The organism is Dictyoglomus sp. SSW (genome assembly GCF_055181335.1).
Genome location: NZ_CM143705.1, coordinates 1,752,382 through 1,770,050 on the forward strand (window position 1 = coordinate 1,752,382; position 17,669 = coordinate 1,770,050).

The 17,669-nt window shown below is 31.2% G+C and carries 16 protein-coding genes; 9 read left to right on the top strand and 7 right to left on the bottom strand.

Annotated features, from left to right (window positions below; translation table 11 throughout):
- The first annotated feature begins 5 nt into the window (after positions 1–5).
- From thiH to thiD, 5 genes are read left to right on the top strand one after another with little or no spacing between them, the layout of a single operon-like run.
- The gene (gene thiH / locus ACY3JM_RS08710; RefSeq protein WP_463083397.1) at positions 6–1,112 is read left to right on the top strand and encodes a 2-iminoacetate synthase ThiH; all 1,107 of its coding nucleotides are present in this window, start codon (positions 6–8) and stop codon (positions 1,110–1,112) included.
- Complete coding sequence (gene thiF, locus ACY3JM_RS08715) at positions 1,109–1,714, top strand: sulfur carrier protein ThiS adenylyltransferase ThiF (RefSeq protein WP_463083396.1); 606 nt, start codon at positions 1,109–1,111, stop codon at positions 1,712–1,714. The genes thiH and thiF overlap by 4 nt, the downstream gene beginning before the upstream one ends.
- The gene (gene thiE / locus ACY3JM_RS08720) at positions 1,704–2,372 is read left to right on the top strand and encodes a thiamine phosphate synthase (protein ID WP_463111295.1); all 669 of its coding nucleotides are present in this window, start codon (positions 1,704–1,706) and stop codon (positions 2,370–2,372) included. The genes thiF and thiE overlap by 11 nt, the downstream gene beginning before the upstream one ends.
- Complete coding sequence (gene thiC / locus ACY3JM_RS08725) at positions 2,353–3,609, top strand: phosphomethylpyrimidine synthase ThiC (RefSeq protein ID WP_463083394.1); 1,257 nt, start codon at positions 2,353–2,355, stop codon at positions 3,607–3,609. Before thiE ends, thiC begins: the two co-directional genes overlap by 20 nt.
- Entirely contained in the window at positions 3,587–4,384 is a 798-nt protein-coding gene (gene thiD, locus ACY3JM_RS08730; RefSeq protein ID WP_463083393.1) for a bifunctional hydroxymethylpyrimidine kinase/phosphomethylpyrimidine kinase, read from the top strand. The genes thiC and thiD overlap by 23 nt, the downstream gene beginning before the upstream one ends.
- Before the next feature lie 299 nt (positions 4,385–4,683).
- On the opposite strand, the gene ACY3JM_RS08735 is transcribed toward thiD, so the two are convergent.
- The 4 genes from ACY3JM_RS08735 to ACY3JM_RS08750 all read right to left on the bottom strand — a co-directional run bounded on the left by ACY3JM_RS08735 (position 4,684) and on the right by ACY3JM_RS08750 (position 9,746).
- Positions 4,684–6,075, bottom strand: coding sequence for a DUF4388 domain-containing protein (locus tag ACY3JM_RS08735; RefSeq protein WP_463111296.1), 1,392 nt, complete (start codon positions 6,073–6,075; stop codon positions 4,684–4,686).
- Positions 6,076–6,142: 67 nt separating this feature from the next.
- Positions 6,143–7,129: an ABC transporter permease gene (locus ACY3JM_RS08740; RefSeq protein WP_463083391.1), complete on the bottom strand. Its 987-nt coding sequence runs from the start codon at positions 7,127–7,129 to the stop codon at positions 6,143–6,145.
- A gap of 27 nt (positions 7,130–7,156) precedes the next feature.
- Positions 7,157–8,641: a sugar ABC transporter ATP-binding protein gene (locus ACY3JM_RS08745; RefSeq protein WP_463083617.1), complete on the bottom strand. Its 1,485-nt coding sequence runs from the start codon at positions 8,639–8,641 to the stop codon at positions 7,157–7,159.
- A 109-nt stretch (positions 8,642–8,750) separates the two neighbouring features.
- Positions 8,751–9,746, bottom strand: a complete 996-nt coding sequence (locus tag ACY3JM_RS08750) for a sugar-binding protein (protein WP_463083390.1) — start codon at positions 9,744–9,746, stop codon at positions 8,751–8,753.
- 437 nt (positions 9,747–10,183) lie between these two features.
- On the opposite strand from ACY3JM_RS08750, the gene ACY3JM_RS08755 reads away from it, so the two are divergent.
- From ACY3JM_RS08755 to ACY3JM_RS08765, 3 genes are read left to right on the top strand one after another with little or no spacing between them, the layout of a single operon-like run.
- Positions 10,184–12,364, top strand: coding sequence for an alpha-galactosidase (locus ACY3JM_RS08755; protein WP_463083389.1), 2,181 nt, complete (start codon positions 10,184–10,186; stop codon positions 12,362–12,364).
- A 17-nt stretch (positions 12,365–12,381) separates the two neighbouring features.
- Positions 12,382–12,582, top strand: a complete 201-nt coding sequence (locus ACY3JM_RS08760) for a MoaD/ThiS family protein (protein WP_463083388.1) — start codon at positions 12,382–12,384, stop codon at positions 12,580–12,582.
- Complete coding sequence (locus tag ACY3JM_RS08765; protein WP_463083387.1) at positions 12,582–13,526, top strand: PP-loop family protein; 945 nt, start codon at positions 12,582–12,584, stop codon at positions 13,524–13,526. The genes ACY3JM_RS08760 and ACY3JM_RS08765 overlap by 1 nt, the downstream gene beginning before the upstream one ends.
- Here the strand turns inward: ACY3JM_RS08765 and ACY3JM_RS08770 are convergent.
- Both ACY3JM_RS08770 and ACY3JM_RS08775 read right to left on the bottom strand, forming a co-directional pair.
- Complete coding sequence (locus ACY3JM_RS08770) at positions 13,510–13,929, bottom strand: M67 family metallopeptidase (protein WP_463111297.1); 420 nt, start codon at positions 13,927–13,929, stop codon at positions 13,510–13,512. The two genes, ACY3JM_RS08765 and ACY3JM_RS08770, sit on opposite strands and share 17 nt — an antisense overlap.
- On the bottom strand, positions 13,930–14,871 hold the full coding sequence (locus ACY3JM_RS08775) for a radical SAM protein (RefSeq protein ID WP_463111298.1): 942 nt from the start codon (positions 14,869–14,871) through the stop codon (positions 13,930–13,932). It lies immediately after the preceding gene.
- Positions 14,872–15,236: 365 nt separating this feature from the next.
- On the opposite strand from ACY3JM_RS08775, the gene ACY3JM_RS08780 reads away from it, so the two are divergent.
- A complete protein-coding gene (locus ACY3JM_RS08780; RefSeq protein WP_463111299.1) occupies positions 15,237–16,724 on the top strand; it encodes an alpha-amylase family glycosyl hydrolase in 1,488 nt (495 codons plus the stop codon).
- Here the strand turns inward: ACY3JM_RS08780 and ACY3JM_RS08785 are convergent.
- Positions 16,686–17,666 (bottom strand): N-acetylglucosamine kinase, encoded by a 981-nt coding sequence (locus ACY3JM_RS08785; protein ID WP_463083383.1) that lies wholly within the window; start codon positions 17,664–17,666, stop codon positions 16,686–16,688. The genes ACY3JM_RS08780 and ACY3JM_RS08785 overlap by 39 nt on opposite strands.
- Positions 17,667–17,669 lie beyond the last annotated feature (3 nt).

Here is a 17,669-nt window from a genome sequence, read left to right on the forward strand (position 1 = left end):
AGCCAATGTTAGAAAAAGTTCTAAATTGGGCTGATAATTTTTTAGAACAAATTAGAAAAGAAAAGAAAAAGTATGATATAAGGAAAATTTTAAAAAAGGAAGAAATAAACGAAGAAGAACTTTATATTCTACTATCTGATACAGACGACAATAATCTTGTACTTATGGCAGAAAAGTCAAAAAAACTTACAGAAAGATACTATGGAAAAGTTATCACTCTATTTACCCCTCTTTACCTTTCTAATTATTGTCTTTCATCATGTAAATATTGTGGTTTTTCTATAGAAAACAAAATAAAAAGAATAAAATTAAAAAAAGAAGAATTAATCGAAGAATATAAACACATAAAAAATTTTGGAATTGATAGTATTTTATTATTAACAGGATGTGATAGAATCAATACACCTTTTGAATATATACTCTCTGCTGTAGAAGAAGCAAAAAATTACTTTTCTGAAATCATAATAGAGGTATATCCAATGGATGAAGAAGAATATAAAATCCTTGTTAATAGAGGTCTAACAGGAGTAACACAATATCAAGAGACATATAACTTAAAAATATATGAAGAATTACATCCTTATGGCCCTAAAAAAGATTTCTGGTACCGAATAAAAACTCAAGAAAGAGCAATAAAAGCAGGAGTTTTTGAAGTTACCTTAGGTATTCTACTTGGGCTAAATAATCCCATTGAAGATACATTCAAAATGCTACTTCATGCTAAATATCTCATGCAAAAATATCCTAAGGCAGAAATAAATATCTCTTTTCCAAGATATCGCCCTGCTGGAACAAATTTTGTTCCCCAATATATTGTGAATTCAAAGACCCTATTACGTCTCATTTTTACCTCTCGAATTTATTTACCTCCAATCGGAATCACCATTTCAACTCGTGAATCTCCAAAACTTAGAGATCTTATTATAGGTTATGGCGTTACAAAAATGTCGGCAGGTTCTAAAACATCCGTCGGTGGATACGCAAAAGATAGAGAATCAGAAACACAATTTGAGGTAGAAGATAAAAGAAGCATAAAAGAAATAATTGAGATAATTAAAAGCAAAGGATATAGGCCAGAATTTACAAATTGGATTAAAGGAGGCATAGCATGAATGACTTTAGAGACATGCTTATAAATTATTTTACTCAAGAAGAATTAAATAAAATTCGTAAGACAAAAATAGTAATAGCAGGTTGTGGGGGATTAGGCTCAAATGCTGCTATAACTCTCACAAGAACAGGTTTTGAAAATTTTATTCTCATAGATCATGATAAAGTAGAAACATCAAATTTAAATAGGCAAGCCTATTTCTACAATCAAATAGGTAAACCAAAAGTTATTGCTCTTAAAGAAAATATTCTTTCTATAAATTCTCATTGTAACATTATCACTTTTGAGGTGAAGATCACATCTGAGAATGTAATAGATCTATTATCTCAAGGAGACATCATTTTAGAAGCAGTAGACACTGCAGAAACAAAAGCCCTATTAATTAACACTGCTGTTAGTTTAGGTAAAAAGATCGTCTCAGCTATAGGAGTTTGTGGATTTGGTGACATTGAGAAAATAAAGATTAAAAAATTTAAAAACATAACCCTTATTGGAGATTTTCAAAGTGATAATAAAAACTTTCAACCTTATGCTCCTAAAGTAATTGCTATTTCAAGTATGCAATGTGATGAAATTTTAAGGATGGTGCTATATGAAATCTAAGAAATTAGATCTACTAAAGAATTACAATCTTTACTGCATTACAGCCGAAAATTTATCTTTAGGTAGAAACAATATAGAAGTAGTAAAAGAAATGCTATCTTCAGGTGTAAAAATCATACAATACAGAGAAAAGAAAAAAACATTAAAAGAAAAATATAAGGAAGCATTAATTTTAAGAGAACTTACTCTACAATATAATGCCATTTTAATAGTTAATGATCACTTGGACCTTGCAAAAATTGTTGGGGCAGATGGGGTACATATTGGTCAAGACGATTATCCTATAGAAGTAGCAAGGGAATTATTAGGAGAAGAATTTATTATAGGAGTTACTACCCATAATAAAGAACAAGCCAAAAAAGCTGAAAAAGAGGGGGCTGATTATATTGGTCTTGGACCAATTTTTGAAAGTTTTACAAAAGAAAACCCCCATCCTCCAATTGGATTAGAGATTCTAAAATGGGCTACCGCAAATATAAAAATTCCAGTAGTAGCGATAGGAGGTATTAAAGAAAGTAATTTAAAACAAGTTTTTGAAAATGGAGGAAAATGTATAGCTATGGTAAGTGAGATTGTAGCTTCAGCTGATATTAAAGAAAAAATAAAAAATCTCATGAAGATAATGGAGGTTTACAAAAATGGAACAAACAATTCTTGAAAAACTAAGAATAAATCAAGTCCCTCAAGAAATAGAAATAGCATATAAAAATGAAGAATTTCCATCTATAGAAGAGTTTATTAGAAAAACAAAAGAAGGGAAAATTGTAGTTCCAGCTAATAAAAAAAGAAAAAGAAATAAATATTATGCTATAGGAGATGGCTGTAGCATAAAAATAAACGCTAATATTGGAGTAACATCGGACTTTTCAAGTTTTGATCTGGAATTAAAGAAGGCTGAAATTTGTGAAAAATATAATGTGGAATCGGTAATGGATCTTTCTTGTGGCAAATATGCAAAATCCTTTAGAGAAAAATTAGTAAGAGAATTCAGTTTTTTGGTAGGGAGTGTACCAGTTTATGATATAGCAGTCCGTGCAAAGAATTTTATTAAAACAAAGCCAAAAGATTTTCTTGAGGTTTTAGAAGAACATGCAGACTCAGGAGTAGATTTTGTAACTATACATGCAGGAATAAACTTAAGATTGGCAAAAGAATTAGAAAAATCACAAAGAATTTTAAATATAGTATCCCGCGGAGGTTCTATGATATATAAATGGATGATAGAAAATCAATCTGAAAATCCTTACTATGAATACTTTGATGAAGTACTAAAGATACTAAAAAAATACGATGTAACCATAAGCATAGGTGACGCATTTAGGCCAGGATGTATTTTTGATTCAGGTAATAATTTACAGTTTGAGGAAATATTAGAAGTAAGTAAATTAGCCAAAATAGCCCATGATTATGGTGTACAAGTAATCATTGAGGGTCCTGGTCATATGAAAGCAGATGAAATACCCTATACCATAAAGACCATAAAAAAGATATGTCATGATTTTCCTTTGTATGTCCTTGGACCTCTAACCACTGATATTGCAGCAGGATATGATCACATATCAGGAAGCATGGGAGCATTAATTGCAGGTTTAAATGGAGCTGATTTTATATGTTATGTAACACCAGCAGAGCATCTAAGATTACCAAATATAGAAGACGTGAAAGAAGGAATCATCGCCTTTAAAATAGCAGCTCATAGTGTTAACTTGGTGAAAGGATTTAAAAAGAGTATAGAAAGGGATTATACTATGGCTTTAGCAAGAAAAAATTTAGATTGGGAAAAAATCATAAATACATCTATAGATCCTGATAAAGCAAAAGAATATAGAAAGGATTTATCAATAACCACATGTACTATGTGTGGTGATCTTTGTGCAATCAAGAATAGCTCATAAAAAGAAGATTCTCATAATATCTGGGTATGATCCAACAGGTGGAGCAGGTATTTTATTGGATACAAAAACTATTCATCTTCTTAATGGTTATGCTTTAGGAGTACCCACATGCCTTACTATTCAAGATACTCAAAGAGTATATAAAGTTTACGAAATAGATTCCAAATATTTTATAAAATCTCTCGAGTACTTAATAAATGATGTGAAAGAGATTGATGCAGTAAAAATAGGAGCTTTGTACTCAGAGAAAATTATTAATACTGTGATAGATATTATAATAAAATATAGATTAACTAATATTGTTCTTGATCCAATAATTAAACCAACAAAAGGTACCAAACTACTAAAGAAAAATAGTTTACAAAAATTAGTTCAACTAATGTCCTTATGTACTATAATAACCCCAAATATTCCCGAAGCAGAGGCACTTTTAAACATCAAGATAGAGACTTTAGAAGATATTAAAACAACCATTTTCAATTTAAATAAACAATTTAATATAAAAAATATTGTATTGAAAGGCGGACATCTTCCCATAAATAACAAGGTATATGACATTCTTTATACAAAGGATAAATATATCTTTTACCCCAAAATTCTTAGACAAAACCTAAATGTACATGGTACAGGTTGTGTTTTCTCTTCAATCTTTGCTTATTATTTATCTAAAGAAAAAAATATAGAAGATGCCTTTTATAATACTGAATATACATTTGATAAGATCATAAACAATATAATACAAATAGGTCACGGACAAAAGGTATTTAATATATAGATTTTACCACTCCATCCTTATTACTTCTTCTCTAATTCCTGAATCCTTTACCTCCATTAAAATAAAGTGAGGTTATCTTCATATAAATTGCATGAAACGCAAGACCTTCCCGCACCTATTTCAGAAATTATATATATCATATGAAAAGGGAAGAAAATTACTGTATTCATATTCCTTATCGCTACTCTACCCAAGAATATCCTAACCCCAAATTATATAAAATCAAGCTTTATCTCCAATAATAGCAAAATTAAAGGGAAAAACTATACTAAAACCTTACTTTCCTAATTATTTAACCCTTAAACTACCATAGCAAATTTTTCCACATTTCTTGGATTTAATAGTTTAATTTCATCTAAGACTTTTTGCAATAATACTTTTAATTCAATTTCTCCAATTTTCTTTCTCATTTCATCAAAAATTAGGTCAATTCCGTCCTTAATGAATCCTACTATTTCTTCTTCTGAATATTTTTCCTTTTCTCTATTAAAATAAGCAAAGTTTGGTATATCCCCTTCAATTATATGGGAAAACATAAATCTGACATCCAAAAAAGAACTATCAATGTAGTTCCTATAAATTTTTATTAACTCATTATCTAAATCTTTCTCTTTCATTTCTCTTAAAAACCTTCTCCAGAATATATAAAAGGAATGAATTAAATCTAACTTTTTATCTTCTGATATGTCAATTATATGTTTATCTGTGATTAAGTCCACAATTATAGATTGCGTCTCTATTTTATCAAGTAAAGAATAATGAAATACTTGTTTTAAGGATCTCTCCCCATTAAAAAATAATGAAACTATCAACTCATTAGAATTTAGTTTTCTATTAGCAGGAACATATATATTATCACCTTTCTCACCCAATAAAATGGAAAATTGTTCCAATTTTTTCCTGTCAGATGGCATCTTTATCTGCTTGTTTAAAACTTCAAAAGCCTCCCTAAAAAATACCTCTATCTTACTCTCAGGAAACTTCACAATATTTCTATAAAAGTAATGCCAAGAAATCTTCTCTGAAGACGTTATATCTTCTACGATAAAAGCAAGCTCTTCTTGCATATCTGAAATAAAATCTTTAATAACCTTTCTAAGAGTCCTTTCATTTATCCCTATTTTGTTTCCTTCTTCTAAGAGATATCTCCAACGTCTCCAAAAAGTATACAGAAGGAAGACCCTACTATCCTCTTCAGGATATATTAACTTTTTCTCTTTTATAAGCTTTTTAATTATCTCTAAGCTCCTATACTCTCCTAAGGGAGAATTCAAAAGCACCTCTCTAACATTTAAGATACCATCAAAAGATGAAGCCACCACTTCTTCTTCTAAAGCTAAACCATCTACTCTTACTGGTAATAGCATAAAGTCACCAAGATAATTTACTAAGTCTATATAAACTGACACATTAATAAGCACTTCTAAAGGATCTAAATTTAAAAGCTTTTGGGAAATTTTTTCTTCAGGATGAAAAACAAAATCCCCCTTATCCCATAATACAATACCTAACAAGGCATCATATCCTTCAATAAACCCTGATCTTACATCTACAATCTTTCCATTTTCTATAAAGATTTCTGCTTTTTTAATTCCATTATCTATTTCCAATTTACCCGTTTTTTTCCCTATAGATATAGTCTGTAGAATCTCCCATAAAGGAATACTTTGTAAATTACCTTTAAGTCCCACAAATTTTCCCTCCTTCTAAAATTTTCTTTCTCCCTCTACCCCCCTCCCAGAGATTTTTATAACATTCTTATCTTATTATTCCCATTTTTTTCTTTCTATATTGATCAAATATAATAGCAGCAATTATAATTGCACCAATAGCTGATGGTTGCCAATAGGCTGGAAAACCTAAAAGTACCATTCCAGTTCTCAAAACTTGCATTATTGCTGCACCAATAATTACTCCTAAAACAGTACCCTCACCTCCAGTAAGAGAAGCTCCTCCTATAACAGCTGCAGCAATAACATCTAACTCATAACCACTAGCTGCAGTAGGTGCTGCCACACCTAACCTTGCAGTCATTAATATTCCACCAATTGCCGTTAGAATTCCACATAGAGTATAAACGAGTATTTTCACTCTTCCTGTATTAATACCAGAAAGCCTTGCTGCTTGCTCATTTCCACCCACTGCATAGATTCTGTATCCCCATGAGGTCCTATTAAGAAAAATTGAGGTTATTATACCTAAAATTATCATAAAAACAACAGGAAGAGGAATACCAACACCTAAAAAGGGTATATCATACTGACCTAAAATATTAAAACTCCTTGGTAAATCTCTAACAGGCCATCCTCCAGTAATCCCATAACAGAATCCCCTTGCTATATTCATGGTACCCAGGGTTGCTATAAATGGAGGCAAATTTGTTTTACTTATAAGGAGACCATTAATAAAACCAATAAATGCTCCTATCAATATACCTCCTATAATCGATAGAAATACACCAAAATTAGCCTTTAGCATCATTGCAGTTATTAAACCAGACATAGCCATAACCGATCCAACCGATAAATCGATACCACCAGTTATAATAACCATTAAAATTCCAAAACCACTTATCGCAATCCATGAAAAGGCACGCAATATATTAAAAATATTTGTTGAAGTTAAGAAGGTTTCAGTAGTTAAACTTAAAAAAAGACATAAAACAAAAAGAATGATTAATATGCCAATCTCTTGCATTCTTATCGTTTTTAATATCCCTCTTTTATCTTTAGAGGCTTCCTTCATTGTAATACCTCCCTCCGATATAGAAAATTAGTAACTACCAGATGCATAAGCCATTATTTTTTCCTGTGTTGCTTCACTTCTTGGTAGCTCTGCTACAATCTTTCCCTCACTCATAACAAGAATTCTATCACTCATAGCAAGAATCTCTGGAATCTCTGAAGATATCATAATAATTCCTATTCCAGTTTTAGCAAGCTGACTCATTATTGCGTGAATTTCAGCTTTTGCACCTACATCTATACCCCTTGTTGGTTCATCTAATATCAATACCTTAGGATTTGATGCGAGCCATTTTGCAAGAACAACTTTTTGTTGATTTCCACCTGACAGATATAAAACTTTTTCAAAAATACTTGGAGTTTTAATATTCAATCTCTTTACGAAATTTTCTGCTATCTCGGTAAGTTTATTCTTATCTATAAAACCCAAAAATTTCAAGATCTTCCTAATGATTGTAACTCCAATATTTTCTCTTACAGACATCTTTAATATCAAACCTTGATTTTGTCTATCTTCTGGAACTAAGCCAATACCATGTTTTACCGCGTCTTCCGGTGATTGAATCTCAACTTTTTCTCCATTTAAGTATATTTCACCTGAAATCTTAGGATCTGCACCAAAAATTAATCTTACGAGTTCCGTTCTACCAGAACCCACCAATCCTGCTATACCAAGAATTTCACCCTCATATAGAGTAAAACTTACATCCTTTATTATCTCACTTTTTAAGTTCTTAACGTCAAGAAGAGGTTTACCTTTAGAAACCTCTTCCTTTTTAAACATATCTCCAAGGGGCCTGTTTACCATAAGATATATGACTTTATCAAAAGTAGCCTCATCCCTACTCATTAATCCAACCATTTTTCCATCTCTGAGGATTGTTATTCTATCTGCTATTTTAAATATTTCTTCTAGCCTATGAGAGATAAATATAATAGCAATACCGTGCTCTTTCAGCTGTCTAATAATTTCAAATAGTTTTTCAACTTCCTCAGGACCTAAAGCAGAGGTTGGTTCGTCCATAATGATTATCTTTGCATCAAGAGATAGAGCCTTAGCTATTTCTACCATTTGTCTTTGAGCCACCGAAAGATTTTTTACCAATTCCTTAGGATCAATATTAGCTCCTACTCTATCAAGAATCTCTTTTGCTCTCTTTTCCATTTCCTTCTTATCTACAAAACCTAATTTCCCTAATATTCCTTTTCTTTTAATTTCTCTTCCCAAAAAGATATTCTGAGCTACAGTTTGATTCGGGGTGACATTTAATTCCTGATATATAGTACTGATACCCAAAAGTTGAGCATGATATGGATCCTGAATTTCTACCCTTTTTCCATCTACATAAATCCTTCCTGCATCCTTTCTATAAGCACCACTAAGGATTTTCATTAATGTAGATTTTCCGGCACCATTTTCCCCAACAAGAGCCATAACCTCACCACTATAAGCCTCAAAATCTACCCTATCTAATGCTTGAACTCCTGGAAATGTTTTAGATATTCCTTCCATTCTAAGTATTGGTTCCAAATTTTGTCACCTCCTCTAAACCAATAGGGGGTACAAAGAATATCTTTGTACCCCCACTCTTTATTAATCTAAAAAACTAACTCACTTTTTATTAAAATGCAGGTGGAAGTGGAGTTTTGAAATCTTTCAATAGCCATGCTCTTATCATCGCATCTACATTCTTTTTAGTAACAATATCAAAACCAGTATCTATCCATTCAGGGAATTTTTCGTTATTTACAACTTTTCTATAAAGGATATCTATAGCATCATAACCCCATCCCCAATATTTTTGACCAACAAGACCTACAAGATATCCCTCTTTCAAAAGTTGTAACTCTACTGGTAATGTGTCAAAAGCAACAGTAAATACTTTCTTTGCCTTTGCAGCTTTTTCCCAAAGTGGCATAGATCCTCTCTCTGCAAAGAGAGGCCAAAGTCCTACAAAGAACCATCCCTTTAACTTAGGATATTTCTGCATAGTCTCTTCTACTACTTGAACTCCCCTATTAATGTCATCATAACATGCTACAGTAGTTACTATCTTAATCTTAGGATATTTCTTTATTTCATCTCTAAATCCTCTCATTCTCTCTTCCAAATTAAGAGCACCAGGTACTCCAGTAAGCATCGCCACATCCCCACTTGTTCCCATAGCTTTAACTAATAATTTTGCTGCCCATTTTCCACCCTCATAATTGTTTACACCAAGGTAAGTAAATCTCTTACTCTCTGGCGAATCAGCATCAAAGGTCATAACAGGTATACCTGCTTCTACCGCTTTATTAATGACATCTATTAATGCTGTGGGATCATTACAAGAAATAGCTATTCCATCCACTTTCCTTGCTACAACATCTTCCACTACTCTTGCTTGTTCTGTAGCATCAGATGCTACAGAAGCCACATAAAGAATTTCTACCTTATATGGCCCCTTCTTTGAAAGTTCCTCTGCTCTCTTGAAAGCACCATCTCTTCCAAGTTCAAAAACCGGATTGTTTAATGCCTTTGGAATCCATGCAAAAACAAGTTTTTTAGGAGTTTGAGCCGTTGTAGCCATTAAAAGAAATACAAAAACAATAAACACAATCATCAACAACCTCTTCATATAAAGCACCCCCTATTAATAATATTTTGTGAACAAAATTTACAAAAGGAAAACGTTTACCCTACATTAGATTTTTATCTACCCTCTTATATCCTCTCTCATCCCCTTCCCATATAATTATTTTCAGAAAACATTATAACATCAGTCTAATAATTTTTCAATTTTAAATTAAAAATTATGCTATATTTCAGTCGATATAGTAAAGAATAGGCAATTTGATAAGACTTCATTTTGGTACTTCATTTTATAAACATCATGCGTTAATTTTTCCTGTTATACCTTTAGTAGATTTATTAAGAACTACAGTTTTTAAAATATACTCTCTTTTTCCATAAAAGAATTTACCTCCCCTACCATCAGGGATAATTCAACTAATGTTTTGTGTCATTTATATCCTTTTTATGCTATATTTATTAAAAAAATCGTGAGGTGATAATATGCCTATAATATACGATGAGAATAACAAAATCTTTCATCTAATTTCTGGAAATTCCAGTTATATAATGAAAAATTTTAAGAACAAATATTTAGTCCACTTATATTGGGGAAAAAAATTAAATCATTCAGACTTCTCTGAAGCTTTTATAACTTCTCCCTTTGGAGCAAATCCTGATCCTAATGATAAAACTTACACTTTAGATAGAATGCTATTAGAATATCCAGCCTATGGAAATTCAGATTTTAGACATCCTGCATATCAAATAGAACAAGAAGATGGATCAAGAATTACAAACCTTATATTTAAAGATTACAAGATTTATAAAGGAAAACCAAAGCTCCAAGGACTACCAGCAACTTATGTGGAAGACGAAAATGAAGCAGAAACCCTTGAAATAGAGCTCATAGATGATCTTATTAATCTAAGAGTTATTCTCCTATATACAGCATTTAGAGACTACAATGTTATTACAAGAAGTGCTAAGTTTATAAATGATGGGAATCAAAAATTAAAAATATTAAGAGCTTTAAGTACTTGTGTAGATTTTGATCACTGTAAGTTTGACCTTTTACATCTTTGGGGATCATGGGCAAGAGAAAGATATATAGAAAGAACTCCTTTAATGCAGGGTATAAAGACCATTGAAAGTTCACGAGGAGAAAGCTCTCACCAACATAATCCATTTATTGCTCTACTTTCTAAAGACGCAGATGAAAAACACGGAGACGTATATGGCTTTAGTCTAGTATATAGTGGAAACTTTTCAGCTAATATAGAAGTAGATCAATTTAATACTACAAGAGTAACCATGGGGATAAATCCATTTGAATTTACTTGGATATTAAAAAAAGGAGAGACCTTTCAAACACCAGAAGTAGTAATGGTCTATTCTTCTGAAGGTTTGGGAGAAATGTCAAGAACCTATCATAGGCTATATCGTAAAAGACTTTGTAGAGGTGAATATAGAGACAAAAGAAGACCTATTCTTGTGAATACATGGGAAGCAGTTTATTTCAATATTAATGAAGATAAACTCTTAGCTCTTGCTCAAAAGGCAAAAGAGTTAGGAATAGAACTTTTTGTCTTAGATGATGGATGGTTTGGCAAAAGGGATGATGACACTAGCTCTCTTGGGGATTGGTATGTGGATAGAAGAAAATTACCAAACGGGCTTGATGGTCTTAGTAAAAAATTAAATGAAATGGGGTTAAAATTTGGACTATGGTTTGAACCAGAAATGGTTTCACCAAACAGTGAGCTTTATAAAAAACATCCTGATTGGTGCATACAAGTCCAAGGAAGGACATTATCTCAATGTAGAAATCAGTATGTTCTCGACATAACACGAGAAGAAGTAAGAAAGGAAATTCTTAAAATGATGAAGGAAATTATAAGAAACACCCCTATTGAATATATAAAATGGGATATGAATAGACCTCTAACAGAAGTAGGCTCTCTTGCCCTTCCTCCAGAAAAACAAAAAGAAGTATTTCATAGATATGTTTTAGCATTATACGAAATGATGGAAGAGTTAACAGCAGAATTTCCACATATTCTTTTTGAAGGTTGTTCAGGTGGAGGAGGAAGATTTGATCCTGGAATCCTATATTATATGCCTCAAATATGGACTAGTGATAATACTGATGCTATAGAAAGATTAAAGATTCAGTGGGGAACAAGTATTGTGTATCCTGCATCCACTATGGGTGCCCACGTGTCTGCGGTACCTAATCACCAAGTTGGGAGAATTACACCTCTTAAGACAAGAGGATATGTAGCAATGTCAGGTGTTTTTGGATATGAAATGGACCTTACTAAATTAACAAAGGAAGAGGAAGAAATAATAAAAGATCAAATAGAATTCTATAAAAAGATATGGCATATAGTTTTTGAAGGAGATCTATATAGATTAATAAGCCCATTCGAAGAAAATGCTGCGTCTTGGATGTTTGTTACTCCGGATAAAAAAGAGGCCTTTGTAATATATGTAAATATCTTAGCTTTTCCTAATCCACCCTTTTTAAAGCTCAAATTGGACGGACTTGATCCTAACAAAATATATAAAATAGAGGGAACCAATAGAGAATTTTATGGTGATGAATTAATGAATATAGGAATTAATATACCCCCAATGAAAGATTTTGAATCTTTTGCATTCATACTAAAATCAAAAGAATAAAGGAGGATAAACCTAATATGAAAGTAATATTTAGAAGAGAAAATGAAATAAAAGAAATAAAAGGAAATTACAAAGTAAATGAAATACTTAAAATTTTAAATATAAATCCAGAAACCGTCATTGTAGTAAAGGGAGATGAAATTGTTACACCTGACAAATTAATAAAAGATGATGAAGAAATAGAAATCATACCCGTTATATCTGGAGGAAGTATATAATGAAATGCATAAAATGCAAAAATGAAGCAAACATATACATAAGGCGCCATAATAGTGCCTTCTGTAAAGATCATTTTATTGAATATGTATTTCATCAAACAGAAAAGGCAATAAAGCAATATAAAATGTTTACCCAAGAGGAAAAAATTTTAGTTGCCGTCTCAGGAGGAAAGGATAGTTTAGCTTTATGGGATATTCTTATATCCTTAGGATATAAAGCAGATGGCATGTATATAGATCTTGGTATCGGCGAATATTCTGAAAAATCTAAAGAAAAGGTTAAAAAATACGCCAATACCAAAGATCAAAAATTACATATAATTTCTCTAAAAGAGATTTATGGGATCGGAATTGAAGAAATAGCCAAAAGAAATAAAAAAGTCCCCTGCTCTACTTGTGGAGTAATTAAAAGATATATAATGAATTTAACTGCAAGAGAATTAGGTTATAGTGTAATAACCACTGGCCATAATTTAGATGATGAGGCTGCTACACTTCTTGGTAATATCCTACACTGGCAAATAGATTATTTAGAGGTCCAAGAACCTATTCATAAAGAGGAGAAATATTTTGTAAGAAAAGTAAAACCTCTATACAGACTAACAGAAATGGAAACATCTTCGTACTGCTTAATAAAAAAGATAGATTACATAATAGATGAATGCCCTATGTCTTATGATGCAAGATCTCTTATGTTTAAAGAAGTCCTTAATATATTAGAAAACAAATCTCCTGGGACAAAAGAACATTTTTATTATGGATTTTTAGAAAAGGGTATTAAATATATCAAAAGCCAAGAAAAAAAATTAGAATTAAAAAATTGTCAAATCTGTGGAGAACCTACAACTAAGGATATATGTGTATTCTGTAAGCAAATGGAAAAAGCCCACCTAAATTCCTTAGATATAAAAAATGCCATAAAAAGGATTAAATTACAACAATAGTTATTTCATTAAGTATACTATTATTCCTAATATAGCCTTTCATATCTAAGGATAAGTTATCCTTTAATTTAATAGCTAATATCAAATAAAAAATATCCTTCAACATATGATTAATATCATCCAGAGAGGGCTCTACCCCCTTCTCTGGATGGGAATGATAAACTCCTAACATTTTTAAGCCATTTTTCTCAATATCTCTAAATACATAAAGCTCATCTAAGGGATCTATTAAATAGCTATTATAAGGTGATAAAGAAGCATTCTTGACTTTATAAACCTTCTCAATGATAAATTTTTCCTCCTTTGTATTTCCCCCAAAAATACCACAAGCTTCTTTTGGATACTCATCAATAGCATGATTAATTACAAACTTTAACTGATCTTTTTTTAAGATTATTCTCATCTATTTACCCATTGCAGTCAAAACATTAGGACAATAAGGATCAGGCTTTCTCAAATCCCCATTAATTATCCAAGATCTCGCATAACAGCCACCCCCACAAAAATCCAATATCTCACAATTGTAACAATAATTAGTTCTCTCCTTAAGTTCTTTATATAAAGGATTCTTTAATATATCATTGATTGCCTCTTTCAATGATTTTGTCCTAATTTCTGCTATAGGAATATCAATAACATCACAAATTAATATATCTCCTGTAGGTGCAAGATCAATAAAATCAAAAGCATGACATTTATCCACATAAATATTTTGAGGAAGGTCTAAAAGTTTAAGAAAAGGGGCACACCAAATATTTATTTTATAGTTTTCTTCCATTGCTTTAACGGATAATTCCTTTATGCTCTCTAATATTCTTGAGGAATCAAGATAAATATGAGATTTCTTAGCCTCACCTGAAGGGATAACAGGAATAATACAGAGTTCCTTAGCAAGATTTTTCTTTGCAAAATCTACCATGTTAGGTAAATCTTTATAATTAAATGTGGAAACCGAAAAAATTATGGAATAAGGTATATCCAAATTGTTAAGTATTTCTAATTTTTTTAATAAAATATCAAAGGTTCCTTTTCCCCTCAATTTTTCATAAATTTCTTTATCACTTCCATCAACAGACACATAAAGATAGACATCATTTTCTTTTATAAATTTCGCTTTTTCATAGTCTAAAAGAAGGAGATTTGTATTTATGGAGACATTTAAATCTAAGTTCTTAGCCTCAACAATGTAATCAAATAATTCGGGGATTAAGAGAGTCTCTCCTCCTGTAAAATCAATATGAGTAAAATTTAATTTTTTTGCTTCTCCTATTAATTTTAATACTCTTTCTTTTGATATTTTTTTCTCCCAATTTCTAGCATGTACATAACAATGTGGACAATTCAAATTACATTTAATATCTAAAATCCAAATTATTTCAGTAAAGAAGATATCAACCTCCCTTTTTAAGATTTAAATTATTTTATTTTTTGAGTATTTAAAGTTTACAATCTTAAAAAAAATTTGTCAAAAAATTGGAATCAATTTTTAAAAAATGAATTTTTAAAAGAACTATAAATCTCAGCTTAAATAAATATTAAGAAAACAATAATGTAACTAATACCATGACCATTTGACATAGAAAATTAATTTGTGATAATCTTTATCCCAAGAAGCGTAGGGTAGGTAAAAAGCCCGGGCGAGTGTAAACAATACGCTCTCCGGGCTTCTAAAATTTATCTTTATTAACACATGTTAATGAGGAGGAAAACATGAATAAAAAATTGAAATTTATTATAATCTTTTTATTTGTTACCCTTTTATTTTTATTTTATGCCCATGGATATAATTTACCTTGGTACAAAAATGCAACTTTTTATGAGATTTTCGTTAGATCTTTTGCAGATAGTGATGGTGATAAAGTGGGAGATTTAAAAGGATTAACTAATAAATTAGATTATCTAAAAGAACTTAATATAGATGGCATATGGTTAATGCCCATATTTATGTCTGTAAGTTATCATGGATACGATGTAACTGACTTTTATGACATTCATCCAGCATATGGAAATATGGAAGATTTTGAAGAATTAATTAAAGAAGCCCATAGAAAAAAGATAAAAATAATTCTTGATTTAGTTGTAAATCACACCTCATCCCGACATCCTTGGTTCATAAGTGCATCAAACTCTTATACTTCCCTATACAGAGATTATTATATTTGGAACAATACAAAACCAACTCAGAACTCCAATTTTTGGTATTATAAAAATACGGGTTATTACTATGCCTTCTTTTGGTCTGAAATGCCTGATCTAAACTTTGATAATACAAAGGTTAGAGAAGAAATCAAAAAGATAGCTAAATATTGGCTCGAAAAAGGTGTAGATGGATTTAGACTTGACGCTGTAAAGCATATATATGATGACGATAATAAAAACATATTATGGTGGAAAGAGTTTTATGATTATTTAAAAAAAATCAAACCAGATGTATATCTTGTGGGAGAAGTCTGGGACAACGAATATGTAATAGCAGAATATTATAAGTCACTTCCTTCGCTTTTTAACTTTCCCCTTTCAGACAAAATTATGAGTTCAGTAGCAAATCAAAGAGATTTAGGAATATGCGATTTTTTAGATATGGAAAGAGAAATGTTTAAAGAAAATTATTCCGATTTTACTGATGCTACCTTCTTAAGAAATCATGATCAGGTTAGAGTAAGAACATCTTTTGGGGGGAGTATTGATAAAAGTCTACTTGCAGGTTCCATATACCTAACTCTTCCTGGAACTCCCTTTATATATTATGGTGAAGAAATAGGGATGGAAGGAGCAAAACCAGACGAATACATAAGAGAACCTTTTAAATGGACAGATCAAATGAATTCCAAAGAACAAACCTACTGGATAAAGCCTAAATATAATATTCCTAACAATGGCATATCCTATACTACAGAAAAAGAGGATAAGAATAGTATATTAAACCATTATAAACTACTCCTTAAACTAAGGAAAGAATATAAAGCTTTATCCTTGGGAGAAATGAAAAAAATTAATCTAAATGATAAAAGTTTATTGGCATACCTAAGAGAAATAGATAATGAAGAAATATTAGTAATACATAATCTTAATAGGGTAGAAAAGATGATAAGTCTAAACTTTACTTTTAAGAATATTCTCTATTCAAGAAACACTAACATAAAAGATAATAAAATAATATTAGGTCCCTTTAGCAGTATCATAATCGAAGTTCAATAATTTTTCCCAGATTTTACTATCTACCATATAACCTGCTTTTTCATAAGCAATTAAGGCAGCTCCTACCGCTGGAGGTATTCTAAGAGGTACAACCTTACTTTTTTCTGCGAACATTTTCATCTTGGAATGAATATACTCAGGAAGCCAACTTGCTCCCTTATATATACTTCCGGCTAAAACAACTGGTGTTTCATCTTCTAATAAATCTAATTTTTGCATCAAATTATAAGCAGAAATTACAGTTTCATCTACTATTTTCTCTACAATTCTCCTTGCCACTTTATCTCCCTTTCTCACACACTCAAAAAGTAAAGGAGCAAGTCCTAAAACCTTATGATATTCCTCAGAGTTATAATATAATCTTTTGGCAAGTTCATTATAGTCCTTTGCAGAAAAATACTTCAGTACTTCACTTTCAAGGAGGGTTTTCTCCCCTCTACCATCATAAGATCTAAAAGCGTAGAATAACATCTCTTGTACTACAGATGAAGCACCTCCCCAATCTCCAAAAACATAGCCTTCCCCAAAATATCTATATGATCTTCCATCCTTTGATCTTCCATATCCATTATTGCCAGTACCCATTATTATGATTACACCCCAGAACTCCATATTCCCAGCCCTTAAAGCAATGGGGGCATCATTTTCAATAACTAAATCCTTAGCTATGTTTAAGGATCTTGCATCTTTCTCCAACATCTCAAAATCCTCTGGGAAATCTGCACCTGCAAGCCCAAAACATGCAAAATCAAATATAATATCCCCTATTTTTTCTTTAGCCTTATCTATAGCTAACATCCAATTTTTCTTTGCCCTTTCAATACCTATACCCTCATAATTTCCAGGGCCAGATCTACCAAAGCCTACAATTTCTCCTTTTTCATTTAAAATAATAGCCTCTGTTTTTGTACCTCCAGCATCTAAACCAAGAAAGTATCTCATATA

Excerpts from the sequence above, each read along its gene's own strand:
- thiH (WP_463083397.1), top strand. The coding sequence starts at position 6 with ATGTTAGAAAAAGTTCTAAATTGGGCTGATAATTTTTTAGAACAAATT.
- thiF (WP_463083396.1), top strand. The coding sequence starts at position 1,109 with ATGAATGACTTTAGAGACATGCTTATAAATTATTTTACTCAAGAAGAA.
- thiE (WP_463111295.1), top strand. The coding sequence starts at position 1,704 with ATGAAATCTAAGAAATTAGATCTACTAAAGAATTACAATCTTTACTGC.
- thiC (WP_463083394.1), top strand. The coding sequence starts at position 2,353 with ATGGAACAAACAATTCTTGAAAAACTAAGAATAAATCAAGTCCCTCAA.
- ACY3JM_RS08740 (WP_463083391.1), bottom strand. The coding sequence starts at position 7,129 with ATGAAGGAAGCCTCTAAAGATAAAAGAGGGATATTAAAAACGATAAGA.
- ACY3JM_RS08745 (WP_463083617.1), bottom strand. The coding sequence starts at position 8,641 with ATGGAAGGAATATCTAAAACATTTCCAGGAGTTCAAGCATTAGATAGG.
- ACY3JM_RS08750 (WP_463083390.1), bottom strand. The coding sequence starts at position 9,746 with ATGAAGAGGTTGTTGATGATTGTGTTTATTGTTTTTGTATTTCTTTTA.
- ACY3JM_RS08755 (WP_463083389.1), top strand. The coding sequence starts at position 10,184 with ATGCCTATAATATACGATGAGAATAACAAAATCTTTCATCTAATTTCT.
- ACY3JM_RS08760 (WP_463083388.1), top strand. The coding sequence starts at position 12,382 with ATGAAAGTAATATTTAGAAGAGAAAATGAAATAAAAGAAATAAAAGGA.
- ACY3JM_RS08765 (WP_463083387.1), top strand. The coding sequence starts at position 12,582 with ATGAAATGCATAAAATGCAAAAATGAAGCAAACATATACATAAGGCGC.
- ACY3JM_RS08770 (WP_463111297.1), bottom strand. The coding sequence starts at position 13,929 with ATGAGAATAATCTTAAAAAAAGATCAGTTAAAGTTTGTAATTAATCAT.
- ACY3JM_RS08780 (WP_463111299.1), top strand. The coding sequence starts at position 15,237 with ATGAATAAAAAATTGAAATTTATTATAATCTTTTTATTTGTTACCCTT.
- ACY3JM_RS08785 (WP_463083383.1), bottom strand. The coding sequence starts at position 17,666 with ATGAGATACTTTCTTGGTTTAGATGCTGGAGGTACAAAAACAGAGGCT.